The 15,132-nt window shown below is 63.7% G+C and carries 17 protein-coding genes; 10 read left to right on the forward strand and 7 right to left on the reverse strand.

Annotation, left to right across the window (positions count from 1 at the left end; genetic code table 11):
- The first annotated feature begins 2 nt into the window (after nt 1–2).
- Nucleotides 3–434: an NUDIX hydrolase gene (locus tag AC2FML_RS15935; protein ID WP_496783836.1), complete on the forward strand. Its 432-nt coding sequence runs from the start codon at nt 3–5 to the stop codon at nt 432–434.
- On the opposite strand, the gene AC2FML_RS15940 is transcribed toward AC2FML_RS15935, so the two are convergent.
- The 6 genes from AC2FML_RS15940 to AC2FML_RS15965 all read right to left on the reverse strand — a co-directional run bounded on the left by AC2FML_RS15940 (nt 401) and on the right by AC2FML_RS15965 (nt 7,899).
- Nucleotides 401–3,802 carry an efflux RND transporter permease subunit gene (locus AC2FML_RS15940; RefSeq protein WP_496783837.1) on the reverse strand — a complete coding sequence of 1,134 codons (3,402 nt, stop codon included), beginning with the start codon at nt 3,800–3,802 and terminating at the stop codon, nt 401–403. The two genes, AC2FML_RS15935 and AC2FML_RS15940, sit on opposite strands and share 34 nt — an antisense overlap.
- A 5-nt stretch (nt 3,803–3,807) precedes the next feature.
- Nucleotides 3,808–5,262 (reverse strand): efflux RND transporter periplasmic adaptor subunit, encoded by a 1,455-nt coding sequence (locus AC2FML_RS15945; protein ID WP_496783838.1) that lies wholly within the window; start codon nt 5,260–5,262, stop codon nt 3,808–3,810.
- Nucleotides 5,263–5,369: 107 nt separating this feature from the next.
- A complete protein-coding gene (gene moaB, locus AC2FML_RS15950; protein ID WP_093963541.1) occupies nt 5,370–5,912 on the reverse strand; it encodes a molybdenum cofactor biosynthesis protein B in 543 nt (180 codons plus the stop codon).
- Nucleotides 5,913–5,918: 6 nt separating this feature from the next.
- On the reverse strand, nt 5,919–6,539 hold the full coding sequence (locus tag AC2FML_RS15955) for a LysE family translocator (protein WP_496783839.1): 621 nt from the start codon (nt 6,537–6,539) through the stop codon (nt 5,919–5,921).
- Nucleotides 6,536–7,135: a metallophosphoesterase family protein gene (locus AC2FML_RS15960; protein WP_496783840.1), complete on the reverse strand. Its 600-nt coding sequence runs from the start codon at nt 7,133–7,135 to the stop codon at nt 6,536–6,538. Before AC2FML_RS15960 ends, AC2FML_RS15955 begins: the two co-directional genes overlap by 4 nt.
- On the reverse strand, nt 7,132–7,899 hold the full coding sequence (locus AC2FML_RS15965; RefSeq protein ID WP_496783841.1) for a uracil-DNA glycosylase: 768 nt from the start codon (nt 7,897–7,899) through the stop codon (nt 7,132–7,134). Before AC2FML_RS15965 ends, AC2FML_RS15960 begins: the two co-directional genes overlap by 4 nt.
- A gap of 85 nt (nt 7,900–7,984) precedes the next feature.
- On the opposite strand from AC2FML_RS15965, the gene AC2FML_RS15970 reads away from it, so the two are divergent.
- The 9 genes from AC2FML_RS15970 (at nt 7,985) to AC2FML_RS16010 (ending at nt 14,095) form a co-directional block, all read left to right on the forward strand.
- Nucleotides 7,985–8,599 (forward strand): scavenger receptor class F, member 2, encoded by a 615-nt coding sequence (locus tag AC2FML_RS15970; protein ID WP_496734343.1) that lies wholly within the window; start codon nt 7,985–7,987, stop codon nt 8,597–8,599.
- Between the two features lie 65 nt (nt 8,600–8,664).
- Nucleotides 8,665–9,600, forward strand: coding sequence for an aspartate carbamoyltransferase catalytic subunit (locus AC2FML_RS15975; RefSeq protein ID WP_170367586.1), 936 nt, complete (start codon nt 8,665–8,667; stop codon nt 9,598–9,600).
- The gene (locus tag AC2FML_RS15980) at nt 9,597–10,115 is read left to right on the forward strand and encodes a hypothetical protein (protein WP_170435996.1); all 519 of its coding nucleotides are present in this window, start codon (nt 9,597–9,599) and stop codon (nt 10,113–10,115) included. The genes AC2FML_RS15975 and AC2FML_RS15980 overlap by 4 nt, the downstream gene beginning before the upstream one ends.
- Nucleotides 10,100–10,486: a hypothetical protein gene (locus tag AC2FML_RS15985; RefSeq protein WP_367646421.1), complete on the forward strand. Its 387-nt coding sequence runs from the start codon at nt 10,100–10,102 to the stop codon at nt 10,484–10,486. The genes AC2FML_RS15980 and AC2FML_RS15985 overlap by 16 nt, the downstream gene beginning before the upstream one ends.
- A complete protein-coding gene (gene pyrC, locus AC2FML_RS15990) occupies nt 10,483–11,763 on the forward strand; it encodes a dihydroorotase (protein ID WP_496783842.1) in 1,281 nt (426 codons plus the stop codon). Before AC2FML_RS15985 ends, pyrC begins: the two co-directional genes overlap by 4 nt.
- Complete coding sequence (plsY, locus tag AC2FML_RS15995) at nt 11,763–12,368, forward strand: glycerol-3-phosphate 1-O-acyltransferase PlsY (protein WP_170360019.1); 606 nt, start codon at nt 11,763–11,765, stop codon at nt 12,366–12,368. The genes pyrC and plsY overlap by 1 nt, the downstream gene beginning before the upstream one ends.
- Complete coding sequence (locus tag AC2FML_RS16000; RefSeq protein ID WP_170360017.1) at nt 12,365–12,634, forward strand: hypothetical protein; 270 nt, start codon at nt 12,365–12,367, stop codon at nt 12,632–12,634. Before plsY ends, AC2FML_RS16000 begins: the two co-directional genes overlap by 4 nt.
- A 197-nt stretch (nt 12,635–12,831) precedes the next feature.
- Entirely contained in the window at nt 12,832–13,305 is a 474-nt protein-coding gene (locus AC2FML_RS16005; RefSeq protein ID WP_093963550.1) for a YHS domain-containing (seleno)protein, read from the forward strand.
- A gap of 256 nt (nt 13,306–13,561) precedes the next feature.
- Entirely contained in the window at nt 13,562–14,095 is a 534-nt protein-coding gene (locus AC2FML_RS16010; protein WP_170360015.1) for an outer membrane protein, read from the forward strand.
- Nucleotides 14,096–14,143: 48 nt separating this feature from the next.
- Here AC2FML_RS16010 and AC2FML_RS16015 read toward each other — a convergent pair whose 3' ends face one another.
- Nucleotides 14,144–15,127 carry a quinone oxidoreductase family protein gene (locus AC2FML_RS16015; protein ID WP_170373107.1) on the reverse strand — a complete coding sequence of 328 codons (984 nt, stop codon included), beginning with the start codon at nt 15,125–15,127 and terminating at the stop codon, nt 14,144–14,146.
- Nucleotides 15,128–15,132 lie beyond the last annotated feature (5 nt).

The following is a 15,132-nucleotide window of genomic DNA, read 5'->3' on the forward strand; positions in this document are numbered from 1 at the left end:
GGATGCAGCAGGTTCCCCGGATCGGCGCACTGGCGGTTGTCGTAGATCAGGGCCATGTCCTGCTGGTGCAACGCAGCAAGGCCCCCGATGCCGGTCTCTGGGGATTTCCGGGCGGCCATGTGGAGTGGGGCGAAACCGTCCTGCAGGCCGCCGCGCGCGAGCTGATGGAAGAGACCGGTATCGAAGCAACCCCGCAGGCGTATCTGGGCAACCTTGATCTGCTGGTCCGGGATGCGGCCGGACAGATCACCGCCCACTATTTGCTGGTGGGCGTGTCCTGCCGCTTCGGATCCGGCACTCCGGTCGCAGCGGATGATGCGCAGGATGCGCGTTGGTTTCCAATCCGGCAGGTGCTGGACCGCGGCCTTGCCATGAGCGCCCGGGTGCCCGACCTTCTGTCTCAGGCACTGGCCCGGGATGAAAGCCTGACATAAAGCGCCCCGGACACGATCAGGCTGACGGCCAGAATGGCAACCGCACCGGCCGCGAACGCTCCCAGCCCCATTCTCAGCAACGCCAGACCGTCCTCGCCGCCGTACAGCCCGGACAGCACACCCAGCGGCGCGCCGGCCATAACCGGCCAGACCATCGTGACCAGCAGCCAGAGGAACATCGCCCCGCCCGTCCCCGCGGCCGCGACCCGGACCACCTTGTCTGGCGCCCGCAAGGCGCGGCGCATCGCCGTCATCGGGCGAGAAATATCACTCAGGATCGCCAGCAACGCGGGAACCAGGAGCAGCACCAGCACCATGCCGAACCCGAGCCCGTAGACCAGTGTGATCACCGTGGGTTTGAGGAATTGCGCCTGCTGCGACCCTTCGTACAGCAACGGGGCCAGCCCCATCACCGTCGTCAGCGTGGTCAGCATCACGGGACGCAACCGGTCAGCGGTTCCTTCTATGATCGAGGGCACCAGCCCGCGATCCTGCTGATACCCATCAATGGTCGTTATCAAAACGATCGAGTCATTGATGATGATACCGGTCATGCCCAACAGGCCGACGACCGTGAACATGCTTAGCGGAACGCCCCAGATGTAATGCCCCCAGATGGTGCCGACCAGTCCAAAGGGAATGATCGCCATCACCACAAGCGGCCTTGTCCAACTGGCGAAGATCCACGCCAGAACAAGGTAGATTCCGGTCAGGCACAGGATCAGACCGGTACGCGCCTCGGTCAGGAACTCGTCCTCCTGTTCGCTCAGACCGGCCATGCGCCACTCGACCTGATACTCGGCGGCGATATCAGGCAGGATTTCCTCGCGCATGGCGCGGGTGATTTCCGCGGCCTGGGCCGGGTCATCCTCGGATATGTCCCCGTTCACTGCGATCACCCGCAGGCCATTTTCCCGGCGCACCGTCGAGAACCCCGACTCGCGCTTGACCGAGACGATGTCAGCCAGCGGGACATAGACCCCGTCCGGTGACCGCATCAACGTGCGTTCCAGGAAATCTGCGGTCAGCTCGCTTTCGGGCAGTTCGACCCGGATCTCGGCGCTGCGGGGACCGTCGGGGAATGTCGCCGCCTCGATCCCGTTCAAACGGTGACGCAGAACCCTGCCCAATGTCTCGATGCGGAAACCCAACGCCTCACCCTGTGCCGTCAGATCCAGAATGTATTCTTCCTTGTCATAGGCCAGATTGTCTTCCAGCGCTGAAACCTCGGGGTATTTCGACAGTTCCGCCTGCAGGGCCTCGGACGCGGATTTCAGTGTGTTCACGTCCGCGCCGAAAAGCTGCACGTCGATGGCATCACCACCCGGACCCGAGCGCCAGCCGCGGAACGTCAGCAATTCGACCTTGGGATGGCGCGGCACGAATTCCTGCAGCTCGCCCACGAATTCAAAGCTGGAATAAGGTCGCAGGTCGGCATCGATCAGCTCGATAGAGATACCGCCCAGCAAATCGCCATCCTTGCCATCGGCGGCGGACAGACCATAGCCGGCGCTGCCCCCGATCTCGGCCAGAACATAGTCGATCGGGTTGCGACCGTGGCGTTCTTCGTAGATCTGGCCCAGCTCTTCGGTGGCGCGCTGCAGAATGTGCATCATTTCGATCGTGTCGGCGCGGGTAGCGCCTTCGGCCATGATGAAATTGCCGGTGACCGAGCCCCGCTCGGGCGCGTTGAAAAACCGCCAATTGACGTCGCCCTTGATGAACAGCGCTATCTGGCTGGCCAGAATGGCGATCATCAGGGCCACGACCACGTATCGCGCCCAGATTGCCCACGCCACCAAAGTTCGGAAAAGAGTGTCGCGCACCCAGCGAAAACCCCTGTTCACAACCCGGTTGGGCCAGTCATACCAGTGTTCCTTGGCCGAATGTGCGATGGCATGCGCCATGTGGTTCGGCAGGATCAGAAAACACTCGATCAACGAGGCGATCAGTACAGCGATCACCGTAAAGGGAATGTCCCGGATCAGCTCTCCGAACCGTCCGCCAATGGCGGTCAGACCGAAAAAGGCGATCACGGTCGTGACCGTGGCCGCAAAAACCGGCATCGCCATGCGCCGGGCGGCGCGCTCGGCGGCAACGACCGGTGGCTCGCCCAGACGGCGGGCCCGGAAATCGGCGTGTTCCCCCACCACGATCGCATCATCCACCACGATACCCAGCGTGATGATAAGGCCGAACAACGAGACCATGTTGATCGACAGCCCGCCGATATACATGAAGGCGATGGCCGCCGACATGGCCACCGGAATACCGGCCGCCACCCAGAATGCGATGCGTGCATTCAAGAATAGGAACAGCAGGCACACCACCAAGCCCAGCCCGACCAGCCCGTTGTCGATCAGAATGTCCAACCGGTCGGTGATGGCCTGCGCCCGGGTACGGATCAGCTCGACCGAGATACCATCCGGCAGGCTCGCCTGCATCTCGGCAACCACATCCTCGACCGTGTGCTGAATGTCGATCGCGTCCCCCAGGTTCGACCGGTCCACCCGGACGGACATGGCCGGATTTTCGCCCACGAAATAGCTGCGATTGCGAGTAACGCCCTCGACCCGGATCTGCGCGACATCGCCGACCACCAGCTTGGACCCGTCCGGATAGGTGCGCAAAGCGATGCGCTCGATCTCCTCCGGGGTGCGCTTTTCGACACCGGTGCGGATCCGGGCGTTTGCGCCGGTCACGTCCCCGGCCGGATTGGCCGTGACCTCGGCCGCGACCGCCGAGGCGATCTCGGACAGGGTGATGTCGTTGGCGATCAACTGCGCGGTGGGAACTTCGACCACGATGCGTGGGGCGGCAAGGCCGCGGATCGTGGTCCGCGTGACACCGGCAGCGAACAGCCGATTGATCAACTCATCCGTGAATTTGGCCAGCTGCCCGGTCTCGATCGGGCCGGTGAGGACAACATCCGTCACCCGGTCTCGCCACGCGGCACGCCGGATGGACGGTTCTTCGGCGTCCTCAGGCAGGTTGGTCACGCTGTCGACCGCGGTGCGTACTTCTTCGACGGCGCGGCTCATGTCCCAGTTGGGTTCAAATTCCAGCGCGATGCGGGCCGATCCTTCGCGAGAGGTCGACTCGGTGCTGGCAACGCCTTCGACCGCCAGCAATGCAGGTTCAAGGATCTGGACAATCCCGTTGTCCACATCCTCGGGCCCCGCACCATCCCATTCGACGTTGACATTGACCCGTTCCAGGATCACGTCCGGAAAGAACTGCGCCCGCATGTTCGGCGCCGAAGCCGCGCCAAGGACCAGCATGACCACCAGCAGAAGGTTGGCAATGGTCCGGTGACGCGTGAAATAGCTGAGGATGCCGCTGGCCGCGCCCGGGATCTCGCGCATCATGGCGCCTATCCCCCGGCCCGGTTTTCAAGCCGCCGCAACAGAGACGACGGCACCTTCGCCTCGCTCAACTGAGCAAGAACACGGGTCTTGGCGTCCTGGGACATGCGGTCGCTGGCCTCGACCTGCGCCACCAACCGCGCGCGGTGCTCGTCCGTCAGCTCGACCATGTCCGGCTCGACCGCGGCGCTGTCTTCGATGCGAACCGGGCGCACGCGGACCCCCGACCCCAGCAGCGGGGTCCGACCCACAACGACTTCGCGCCCTTCCAGCCCGGCGCCGCGCAGCAGAACTTCGTCCCCTTGCCGGCGCACCAGCTCGACCGGGAGCGTTTCCAGCCGGTCGTCGTCGCCCAGCACCAGCACGGTGCCTTGCGCATCCAGAACCGAAGACGGGAGACGCACGACATTATCCAGCGGCTGTTCCTCGACCGAAACGGTCACGAAATCGCCGGGCTTGAACCCCGGCGCGTCATCAAGCCGGGCATAGAGCAACCGGCCGGTCTGGCCCTCGCCGGCCGACCCGCTGTCGCGGCTGATCCGACCGGTGGCGCTCAGGTCCGTGCCCGTCACCTCAAGCGAGATGGTCACCGGTGCCGGGATCAGCTTGCCCTGATCGTCCAGCAACCGCACGTATTGCGCGGTCGAAACACGGAACGCGACCTCCAGCGCGAACGGGTCGACCAGTTCGGCCAGCTTTTCATTTGCCGTGACCAGGCGCCCTTCAACCAGCGTGACACCAGTCAGCGTCCCGTCGAACCGGGCGCGGATGGTCATGTCTTCCAGATCGCGTTCCGCCGATTCCAAAGCGATACGGGCCCGCGCCAGCAACGTCGTTGCCTGATCGACGCGGGACTCGGCCTGCGCCAAAGCGATACGGCGCGACAACACGGTTTGCCGGGCCGAGGCCGCGGCCAATTCGGCCTCTTCAACGCTGGCGGTCGCGCCCACGCCACGGTCCAGCAAATCCTTCTGACGCTGCAGGGCCCGTTCCCGCAGATCCGATTGGGACTCGGCGGCCTTCAATTCATCCTGTGCCAAAAGCAGGGCGCGTTCGGCATCGCGTTCTTCAAACTGGGCATCCAGCAGGTCCGACCGCGCCCGGTCCAGCGCCGCCTGCGCATCGGCCGGGTCCAGCTCGACCAGAACTTCGCCTGCGCGCACAACCCCTCCATCCTCGAAGTTTTCCGCCAGCCCGATGACGCGGCCGCCCAGCGCCGCCCGCAACTCCAGACGCCTGCGGCTTTGAACTTCGCCAAATGCTTCCAGATAGGGGGTGGCGGTTTGTAGCTCGGCCCTCTGAACCGTGACGGCGAACACGCGTTCGCGCGCCTGCGGGGGTTTGTTGTCGCGGGTCATGACCTCTTGCACTGCGCCGGTGATCATCTGCGCCGCGACAATCAACAGCGCAAGCATCAGGGATGCCAGAAAGACACCGATGAGGCTCTGCCGCAGAAATCGCATTGATCTTTCACTCCGGTTGCAACGGGACGCCGTCTATAAATAGGTAGCCGGGCCGGAAAAAATACCAACCCACAAGGCGGTTATGAGCCGTTAAACGTACGACCAGTCTACTTCCGTCGCAGATGTTCGTCCAATCTGGGCATGATTTCCACGAAATTGCAGGGCCGGTGGCGATAATCCAGCTGTTTTTCCAAAATGCCGTCCCAGGCATCCTTGCAGGCCCCTGGGCTGCCCGGCAGGGCAAACAGATAGGTTCCGCCGGCGACGCCACCTGTGGCCCGCGACTGTACCGCCGAGGTTCCGATCTTCTCCATCGAAATCAGGGTGAAGACGGTGCCAAAAGCCTCGATTTCCTTTTCGTAGACATCGCGATGCGCCTCGACCGTGACATCGCGCCCGGTCAAGCCGGTGCCGCCGGTCGAGATCACCACGTCAATCTCGGGGTCGGCGACCCACGCCCGCAACTGCTCGGCGATCTGGGCGCGCTCGTCCTGAATGATCTTGCGGTCGGCCACGGTGTGCCCCGCACGCTCGATCCGGTCGACCAATGTTTGGCCCGAACGATCTTCGGCCAGTGACCGCGTGTCCGATACGGTCAGAACAGCGATGCGGATGGGGATGAATTCCATGGTTTCATCAATTCGGGACATGTCGTGTCAGGCTCTTTCCATAATGGCCAGCCGGGCCGCCAGAGCGACGAACACGCCGCCACTGACCCAGCCGAGAATTCGTGAAGCCCGCGGGCTTGAAATCAGCGCTCGCCCGGCGCCGCCGGCAAATGACCCCACCAGGGCATTCACGACGAACCCGCCCACAGCGATGATCGCGCCCAGCAGCAGAAACTGAGCCAGAACCGATCCGTTGGCCGGCGATACGAATTGCGGGATGAAAGCCAGAACAAACAGAATGATCTTGGGATTCGTCATGTTGACAAGCATCCCCTCGCGAAAGGCATGGCCCGACGACTGCAGTGGAGCGTCAGTCCGGACCGCACCGTTTCTGATGGTGCCCCAGGCCAGATACAGCAGGTAGGCCACGCCCAGCCAGCGAATGACGTCGAACAGCCAGGGCATAGCCGCGACCGCCGCGCCAAGTCCCAGCCCAGCCAGCAGAACATGAACCATCAGACCGGTCGAAACACCCGCGCTGGCCACGATGGCCGGCCGGGCACCGGACCGCAGCCCAAGCCCGAAACAGAACATCATGTCAGCCCCCGGCGTCATGTTCAGCGCGATGGCGGCTGGGATGAAGGTCAACAGCGTTGCGTATTCGATCATGGATCGACCTCGAACCAATTCACCTTGGGCCCCAGATTTGCGATCCGGGTGCGACCGATCTCGCCGCGAAAACCCCAGCTGTCGTGGATATGACCGCACAGAGCAAAGTCAGGTTGAATCCGTTCCACCGCGTCGCGCACCGCGCTCGATCCGATCGATTGCCCCTGCGAGGTCCGGTCGCCTTTGCCCTTGGGCGGGGCATGCGTGATCAGGATGTCGGCCGACGGGCAGCGATTGAGCAGCTCTGCGGCCTCGGCTTCGGTCAGGTCGCAGGACCAGTCACCAAATGGCGTGACCGGTACGCCATAGCCAAGTCCGAACAGGCGCAGCCCGTCCACGGTCATGCCTGTTCCGTGCAGAACATGCACGCCGTCCGGCACGGCCGCCGCCAGTTCCTCGGCGCTTTCGGCGTTGCCGGGAACCAGAACCATCGGCGCGGATATGCCGGAAAGCATATCCATCGCCTCGTCCAGCCCCTGACGCATGTTGCAGTAATCACCCGCGCCGATCACCAGGTCAGCGTCGACGCTGGCTGCCACCAGTTCCGCAGCCCGATTGCGGGCCATGTGGAGGTCGGAAAAGGCCAGAACCTTCAACCCTTGTTCTCCAGATATGCGCGCAGATCCAACAGATCGGCCCAGGCCTGACGCTTGGCATGGGGCTGGCGCAGCAGATAGGCGGGGTGCAGCATCGGCAGAACCGGCAGATTCAGCGCCTGTTCCCACTTCCCGCGCAGACGCGTGATGCCGCGCTTGTTCAGAACCGCCTGGCAGCTGATGTTGCCCATCACCACCAGGACCTTCGGCTTGGACAGGGCCACGTGCCGTTCCAAAAACGGCTGCATCATCGCGATCTCGTCCGGCCGCGGGTCCCTGTTCTGCGGCGGACGCCAGGGCAGAACATTGCTGATGTAAACGTTCTTGGCGCGGTCCAAGTCTATCGCGGCCAGCATCCGATCCAGCAACTGCCCGGCGCGGCCAACGAACGGCTTTCCAGCGCGGTCTTCTTCACGGCCCGGGGCCTCGCCGACGATCATGACCGGCGCACCGGGTGTCCCGTCAGCAAAGACCAGCTGTCGCGCGCCACGCTTCAGATCGCAGTGTTCGAACGCCTCCATAGCGGCGCGCAGCTGATCCAGAGACGATGCCGCAGACGCAGCCTTCTTTGCCTCGACCACCGGATCCGCCTTGGCGGGCTTTTGCACCGCGGGCTGCGCTACGGCGGATTTTTTGACCTTTGGCGCGGTATCCGGCAATGCATAGCGGTCAACCGGTGCGTCGACGATCGCATCGGTTACGCCCAGCTCAACCTGCCATTCCAGCAGGGCACGCGCGGTGTAGGGGTCAAGGGCCGATTCCATGACCATCAATCTACTCAGCTTTGCGGGAAGGGAAAGCAAATTGGCCTTGCCTTGGCGCATTGCCGGGCCGACGATAGTCCCCGTCATGACGCGAACCCTGGGCCTTCTGCTGATCACTCTGTTCGCCCTGCTGCCCGGCGGGTCGGAGGCACAGTCGTTTCTCAACAATCAAGGCCAATGCCGTGGGGGCCAGTTTCAGTGCGGTCTGAAATGCTGCTCGGTTGGCCAACGCTGCAGCTATGACGGGTTCTGCATTCAGGCCGGGGGCACCTATTGCGGCGGCGGGCGGTCCTGCGGGCCGTTCGAGAAATGCGTGGCCGGGGGCACCCGATGTGCGCCTGCGGGCGCGAACAAATGCGCCTCGCGGCTGGATTGCCCCAGCGGGTCCTTCTGCAACGCGCGCGGCGAATGCGAGCGCAGTTCGCCGGATTTCGACCCCTCACCGAAACCGGCAACACCCTGCGACGACGGGCGAACCTGCGCAGCCGGTTCGACCTGCCTGCCGGGCGGCGGCTGTACGCGCCCCGGCTGGTATCTGTGCGAAGAGACCGGATCGCAATGCCGCACCGGGTTCAAATGCTCGGCCAATCAGGGCTGCGTGCCCAGAAAGGCCGTCGATTGCGGATACGGCAAGTGGTGCAAACCCGGCGAGCGGTGCCTGCCCGAAGGCGGATGCGAGAAACTGCCCGATGGGGACTGACTCCAGTTGCCCCGACGCGCTGCGCTTTCTATAAGCGGCGCGACTGTCAGACAGGAGCCCGGCCCATGCGTTTCGCCCATCGTCACCTACTTGGCATCGAGCATCTGTCCCAATCCGACATCACCGCCATTCTGGACCTGGCCGAAAAATACGTCGATCTGAACAGGCAATCGGCCAAGCACTCGGACGTTCTGGCGGGGCTGACCCAGATCAACATGTTCTTCGAGAACTCGACCCGCACGCAGGCCAGTTTCGAATTGGCGGGCAAGCGGCTGGGTGCGGATGTGATGAACATGGCGATGCAGGCCAGTTCGATCAAAAAGGGCGAGACCCTGATCGACACGGCGATGACGCTGAACGCCATGCATCCCGACCTGCTGGTAGTGCGGCATCCGCATTCGGGCGCGGTAGACCTGCTGGCGCAGAAGGTCAACTGCGCGGTGCTGAACGCCGGCGACGGGCGGCACGAGCACCCCACGCAGGCGCTGCTGGATGCGCTGACCATCCGGCGTGCCAAGGGGCGGCTGCACCGGTTGAACGTGGCGATCTGCGGGGATGTGGCCCATTCCCGCGTGGCGCGGTCAAACCTGATCCTGCTGGGCAAGATGGAAAACCGCATCCGCCTGATCGGCCCGCCGACGCTGGTGCCTGCGCAATTCGCCGAATTCGGGGCCGAGATCTATGACGACATGACCGAGGGCCTGCGCGACGTGGACGTGGTGATGATGCTGCGCCTTCAGAAAGAGCGGATGGATGGCGGGTTCATCCCGTCGGAACGGGAATACTACCACCGCTATGGCCTGGACGCCGCCAAGCTGGCGCTGGCCAAGCCGGACGCCATCGTGATGCATCCCGGCCCGATGAACCGCGGGGTCGAGATCGACGGCACGCTGGCTGACGACATCAACCGCTCGGTCATCCAGGAGCAGGTCGAGATGGGCGTCGCCGTGCGCATGGCCGCGATGGAACTGCTGGCCCGCAACCTGAAGGAGGAGGCATGAGCGATCTGGACATCTCGGCTGGCGAGCGCGGCGTGATCCGCCTGTTCGCGCTGGACATGCGCCCCGAAGAGGCGAAGTTCCTGCGCGAGCCCGGCGCGGCAGACCAGATCCTTGGCGTCACTGGGCTGGACCCCGAGCAGATCGACGTGTTTCCGGTGTCCGACCTCGAGGACCTGGGCCTCTACGGCTATCTCAGCGAGGGCTGCGGCGTGTCCGAGGACCAGCTGGACCGGGCCAAACTGGAGTCGGTCGACGGCTGGGTTTTGGTGCTGCGCAGCGCGGCCCTGAGTGCGCGCGCGGCCACGCTGAGCCCCGACCCGCGTCTGCGCCTGATCGGTCTTTACACCGAAGAGGCCACGAACTGGAGCGGCGGCACCATCGAAACCGAAAGCGCGCGACCCTACTCGGCCGCGCCGAGCCCGGTTTCGAGCGAGCAACCCCGCCGGACGGGATCGGCCGTGCTTGCCTTGATCATCCTGTTGGTCATCGGAGGTGCTCTGTGGCTGATCCTGTGACCTTTGCGCCGGACAAGGGCGCCTATGTCCGTACCAACGCCTGGTTGGCCGCGGGCGCGATGGCGGGGGCGATGCTCGTGCTGTGGCTGATCGGAAATCCCTATGTCTGGACCGGCGCCCCGGCCGGTCTGGCGGCGGTGGGCGTCCGGGCGTGGTACCTGGCGTCGGAGGAACTGGTGGCCAACTGGCAGATGACCGACACCACCCTGACCGGACCCGGCGGGCGCAGCGTGCCGCTGAACCAGATCGCGGCCGTGAATATCATGGGCAGCTTCGTGCAGATCGTCACCAAAGGCGGCGACAAGCACCTGATCAAGTACCAGGCCGACCCGGCCGCCACCAAAGCCGCGATTGAAAGGGCAATGGCATGACCAACCTGATCTTCACCAACGCCCGCCTGATCGACCCCGAAGCCGGAACCGACGCCCTGGGCTGGCTGCATGTGGCCGACGGGCGCATCTTGGCCAGCGGCGACGGTCCGGCGCCCGAGGCGGACGCGCAGGTGATTGATTGCGGCGGTCAGTGTCTGGCCCCCGGCATCGTCGATATCGGCGTCAAGGTCTGCGAGCCGGGCGAGCGACACAAGGAAAGCTACAAATCCGCGGGCCTTGCCGCCGCGGCCGGAGGCGTGACCACAATGGTCACCCGCCCCGACACCCTGCCTGCGATCGACACGCCGGAAACGCTCGAGTTCGTCACCCGACGCGCGCAGGCCGACACGCCCGTCAACGTGCTGACCATGGCCGCTCTGACCAAGGGCCGCGACGGGCGCGAGATGACCGAGATCGGGTTTCTGATGGATGCGGGCGCGGTGGCTTTTACCGACTGCGACCATGTGGTGACGGACACCAAGGTATTTTCCCGCGCGCTGACCTATGCCCGGGCCTGCGGCGCGCTTGTCATCGCCCACCCACAGGACCCGGGCCTGTGCCGCGGAGCCGCCGCCACCAGCGGCAAATTTGCCGCCCTGCGCGGCCTGCCGGCCGTTTCGCCCATGGCCGAGCGCATGGGTCTGGACCGCGACATCGCCCTGCTGGAAATGACCGGCGCGGCTTATCACGCCGACCAGATCACTACGGCCCGCGCCCTGCCCGCACTGGAACGGGCCAAGCGCAACGGGCTGGACATCACCGCCGGCACCTCGATCCACCACCTGACGCTGAACGAGCTGGACGTGGCCGACTATCGCACCTTCTTCAAGGTCAAGCCGCCGCTGCGCTCCGAGGATGACCGGCAGGCGGTGATCGAGGCCGTACGCTCCGGCCTGATCGACACGATCAGTTCGATGCACACACCGCAGGACGAGGAAAGCAAACGCCTCCCGTTCGAAGAGGCGGCCTCGGGCGCGGTGGCGCTGGAAACCCTGCTGCCGGCCGCACTGCGCCTGTATCATGCCGATCAACTGGACCTGCCGACCCTGTTCCGGGCCATGACACTGAATCCGGCGAAACGACTGGGGCTGGACTGCGGCCGCCTGAGCGCGGGCGCCCCGGCCGATCTGGTTCTGTTCGACCCGGATGTGCCCTTCGTGCTGGACCGGTTCACGCTGAAATCGAAATCGCAGAACACCCCGTTTGACGGACAGCGGATGCAGGGTAAGGTCACCGCAACCTACGTTGCAGGCAAAGAAATTTTCCGGAGATCCTGATGCCCGTTTTCGACAGCTCGACGACCCAACTGATTATCTGGGCCGCGATCGGATACCTGATGGGGTCGGTGCCTTATGGCATGATCGTTGCGCGAGTGATGGGACTGGGCAACCTGCGCCAGATCGGGTCCGGCAATATTGGTGCCACCAACGTGTTGCGCACTGGCAGCAAGGCGGCGGCGGCGCTGACTCTTCTGTTCGACGCCGGCAAAGGCGTGGTCGCGGTCCTGCTGGCCCGGGCACTGGCCGGCGACGATGCCGCCCAGGTCGCGGCGCTGGCGGCTTTTGTCGGCCATTGCTACCCGGTCTGGCTGAGCTTCAAGGGCGGCAAGGGCGTGGCAACTTTCCTGGGCCTGTGGCTGGCGCTGGACTGGCGGGTGGGCGTTGCGTGCTGTCTGACATGGCTGGTCGCTGCTGCGATCTGGCGGATCTCGTCCCTCGGCGCGCTGGCCGCGGCAGCCCTGTCGACAACATGGGTGATGATCCTGACGGACGGGTCGACCTTTTTGCTGGGCGTCGTTCTGACGCTGCTGATTTACTGGCGCCACCGCGAAAATCTGGCCCGTATCAAGGCGGGAACAGAGCCCAAGATCGGGAAATCGTGACCGCGCCGGCCGACTTTTTGGACTCATTCTTTGCCTTGCCGGCGGGTTCGTTCACCGGAACCGCAAACGGTCGAAGCTATTCGGTCACGCGGCTGGCGATGGCCGGCGGCAAATCGCACAAGCTGGTCGCCCATGAACGGGGTGGTGCGGACTACATCAGTATGAACCTGTACCTGACGGATCAAAGCGGCGCTTTGCTGCGCCCCTGCGAGATGCCTGCCGCCAAGGTCGTACGCTTTGTTCTGGCCCTGGTACCCGACAGCTGAACCGCAGACCGATCTGCGCTTGCGAACAGACCGCCTGGTATTTCCGCACATTCACGTTTGATTGCTTTGAACGTGATCGCCGCCTTTCCCACCTGAGTTTTCGTGACGCTCAATTACCGGGTGCACGAAACGCAATTTCGGTGCTGAAACGCCCGCGCTTGGACATGCCGGGCAGCCCGATCACGAAAGGTGGAACCATGAACAAGATCAAATCCCTGTTGGGCGGCGTTGCGCTGTCTGTGGCAATCGCAAGCTCGGCCCTGGCGGCCGGGGTAGAAATCAACGCCTCGTCGACCGGTTTGGCGATGCAGGGTTACGACCCGGTGGCGTATTTCACCGAAGGCGAGCCGACCAAAGGCAGCTACAAGATCACGGCGTTGCACAACGATGCGCTGTACCGTTTTGCCACCGAAGAGAACAAGGCCGCGTTCGAAGCCAATCCCGAGGCCTACCTGCCGGCCTACGGCGGCTACTGCGCCTTCGGAGCGGCCATGGGGTTCAAGTTTGACGGCGATCCGACCTACTGGAAGATCGTGGACAACAAGTTGTACCTGAACCTGTCGGAAGACATCCAGCAGCGTTGGGAAGGCGACATCCCCGGCTTCATCGAGAAAGCCAGCGTCAACTGGGAAACGATCGCCGACAAGGATCCGGCCGAACTGCAGCAATAATCTGCTGAATTGGCGGTAAGGATCGGCGGCAGAATGCTTCTGCCGCCGATCGTGATTTGAAGCCCCACGACCCCGAACCTATGTGATCAGAACAACACTCCAATAGGGCGGCCAGACGCCGACCTTGCGGAAATCCGGGTCGGAATCACAGCGAAAAACCAATGATCCGGCCCACCGGCCGGAACGTAAAGATCAATACAAACCTTCAGGCCAACCAAGGGCCGAGGCAGATAACTTCCAACGAAAGGATAGCAAGATGACGAGCAAACTGGCACTTTTGACCACCGTCGCAACTTTTGCAGCCGGCACCGCCATGGCGCAGTCCTCGGGCGATTGGACCGGGTTCTATGCAGGTGCGCAGGTCGGCTACGCGGATATCGGCACCAGCCTGTCCGGTGTGGACGGAAACGGGGCCATCGGCGGTCTGATCCTTGGTTACGACTATGATCTGGGCGACTGGGTCGTGGGCGGCGGCTTTGACTATGACTGGTCTGATGTCGACCTTTCGGGTGCCGCAACGGTCGAAGACGTCTGGCGGCTGAAAGCCCGCGCCGGCTACAAGGTCAACCCGCAGGGGCTGTTGTATGGTGTCGCCGGTTACGCAGATGCGGGAACCGACACGCTGGGCAGCGACGATGGATGGTTCATCGGCGCCGGTTATGAACAGATCGTCGCGCCGAACGTCAGCATCGCGGGCGAGCTGCTGTACCACGAGTTCGACAATTTCAACTCGACCGGTGTCGACGTGGATGCAACCACGTTCCAGATCCGGGCAGCATACCGCTTCTGATCCCTCGCGCAGAATCGAACGGGCCCGGCACGGCGTGCCGGGCCTTTTTCATGGCACTAGGATCGTGCTTCCGGTTGTCTGCCGCGCCTCCAGTGCGCGGTGCGCATCGGCGACCTGATCCAGTTCAAAGCGTTGATCGATGTGAATCTTGACCTCGGCGCCGGCCACCTTGCCGAACAGCCGCCGGGCCATGGCCTGACACACGGAATGGTCCGCGATATGGGTGAACAGCGTCGGCCGGGTGATCTTCAACGACCCTTTCTGCCCAAGAATGCCGATGTTGAATGGTGGCACGGGTCCAGACGCATTGCCGAAGGAAATCATCATCCCCAATGGCTTGAGGCAGTCCAGCGAGCCTTCGAACGTATCGGCACCGACAGAGTCCATGACCGCATCGACCCCTTTGCCGCCAGTAATCTCGGCCACGCGGGACGCAAAATCCTCGGTTCGGTAGTTGATGCAGTGTGTGGCGCCGTTGAACTGGGCCAGACGGCACTTGTCATCGGTCCCGGCCGTGCCGATCAGCTTGATGCCTTCGGATTTGGCCCACTGGCACGCGATCAGGCCGACACCCCCGGCGGCGGCATGGAACAGAACCGTATCACCACGTTTCAGCGGCGTGGTGCGGTGAAACAAGTATTCAACCGTCAGGCCCTTGAGCATCATGGCCGCCGCGGTCTCGAATGAGATTCCGCCGGGCAAGGGACACACCTGCGACGCGGGCATCACCCGCGCTTCGCAATAGGCACCGGCCGGCACCGCGGCATAGGCCGCCCGCTGGCCCGGTTTCAGATGCGTCACGCCTTCGCCGACCGCCTCGATCACCCCGGCGGCTTCCATTCCCAGCGCGTGCGGCAGTTCCATCGGATACAGACCGGTCCGCTGGTAGACATCAATAAAATTCAGACCGCAGGCGTGATGGCGGATCCGAACTTCGCCCGGTCCCGGGTCACCCAACGGTCTATCCTCGATCTTCAGCACCTCGGGGCCGCCGGTTTCGTGAATGACCACGGTACGTGCCGTTTTCTGCATGCTGA

The organism is Ruegeria sp. BHSC029 (assembly GCF_059613085.1).

Excerpts from the sequence above, each read along its gene's own strand:
- AC2FML_RS15940 (WP_496783837.1), bottom strand. The coding sequence starts at position 3,802 with ATGATGCGCGAGATCCCGGGCGCGGCCAGCGGCATCCTCAGCTATTTC.
- AC2FML_RS15935 (WP_496783836.1), top strand. The coding sequence starts at position 3 with ATGCAGCAGGTTCCCCGGATCGGCGCACTGGCGGTTGTCGTAGATCAG.
- AC2FML_RS16005 (WP_093963550.1), top strand. The coding sequence starts at position 12,832 with ATGAACAAGATCAAATCCCTGTTGGGCGGCGTTGCGCTGTCTGTGGCA.
- plsY (WP_170360019.1), top strand. The coding sequence starts at position 11,763 with ATGCCCGTTTTCGACAGCTCGACGACCCAACTGATTATCTGGGCCGCG.
- AC2FML_RS15980 (WP_170435996.1), top strand. The coding sequence starts at position 9,597 with ATGAGCGATCTGGACATCTCGGCTGGCGAGCGCGGCGTGATCCGCCTG.
- AC2FML_RS15965 (WP_496783841.1), bottom strand. The coding sequence starts at position 7,899 with ATGGAATCGGCCCTTGACCCCTACACCGCGCGTGCCCTGCTGGAATGG.
- AC2FML_RS15945 (WP_496783838.1), bottom strand. The coding sequence starts at position 5,262 with ATGCGATTTCTGCGGCAGAGCCTCATCGGTGTCTTTCTGGCATCCCTG.
- pyrC (WP_496783842.1), top strand. The coding sequence starts at position 10,483 with ATGACCAACCTGATCTTCACCAACGCCCGCCTGATCGACCCCGAAGCC.
- AC2FML_RS16010 (WP_170360015.1), top strand. The coding sequence starts at position 13,562 with ATGACGAGCAAACTGGCACTTTTGACCACCGTCGCAACTTTTGCAGCC.
- AC2FML_RS15975 (WP_170367586.1), top strand. The coding sequence starts at position 8,665 with ATGCGTTTCGCCCATCGTCACCTACTTGGCATCGAGCATCTGTCCCAA.
- moaB (WP_093963541.1), bottom strand. The coding sequence starts at position 5,912 with ATGTCCCGAATTGATGAAACCATGGAATTCATCCCCATCCGCATCGCT.
- AC2FML_RS15955 (WP_496783839.1), bottom strand. The coding sequence starts at position 6,539 with ATGATCGAATACGCAACGCTGTTGACCTTCATCCCAGCCGCCATCGCG.
- AC2FML_RS16015 (WP_170373107.1), bottom strand. The coding sequence starts at position 15,127 with ATGCAGAAAACGGCACGTACCGTGGTCATTCACGAAACCGGCGGCCCC.
- AC2FML_RS15970 (WP_496734343.1), top strand. The coding sequence starts at position 7,985 with ATGACGCGAACCCTGGGCCTTCTGCTGATCACTCTGTTCGCCCTGCTG.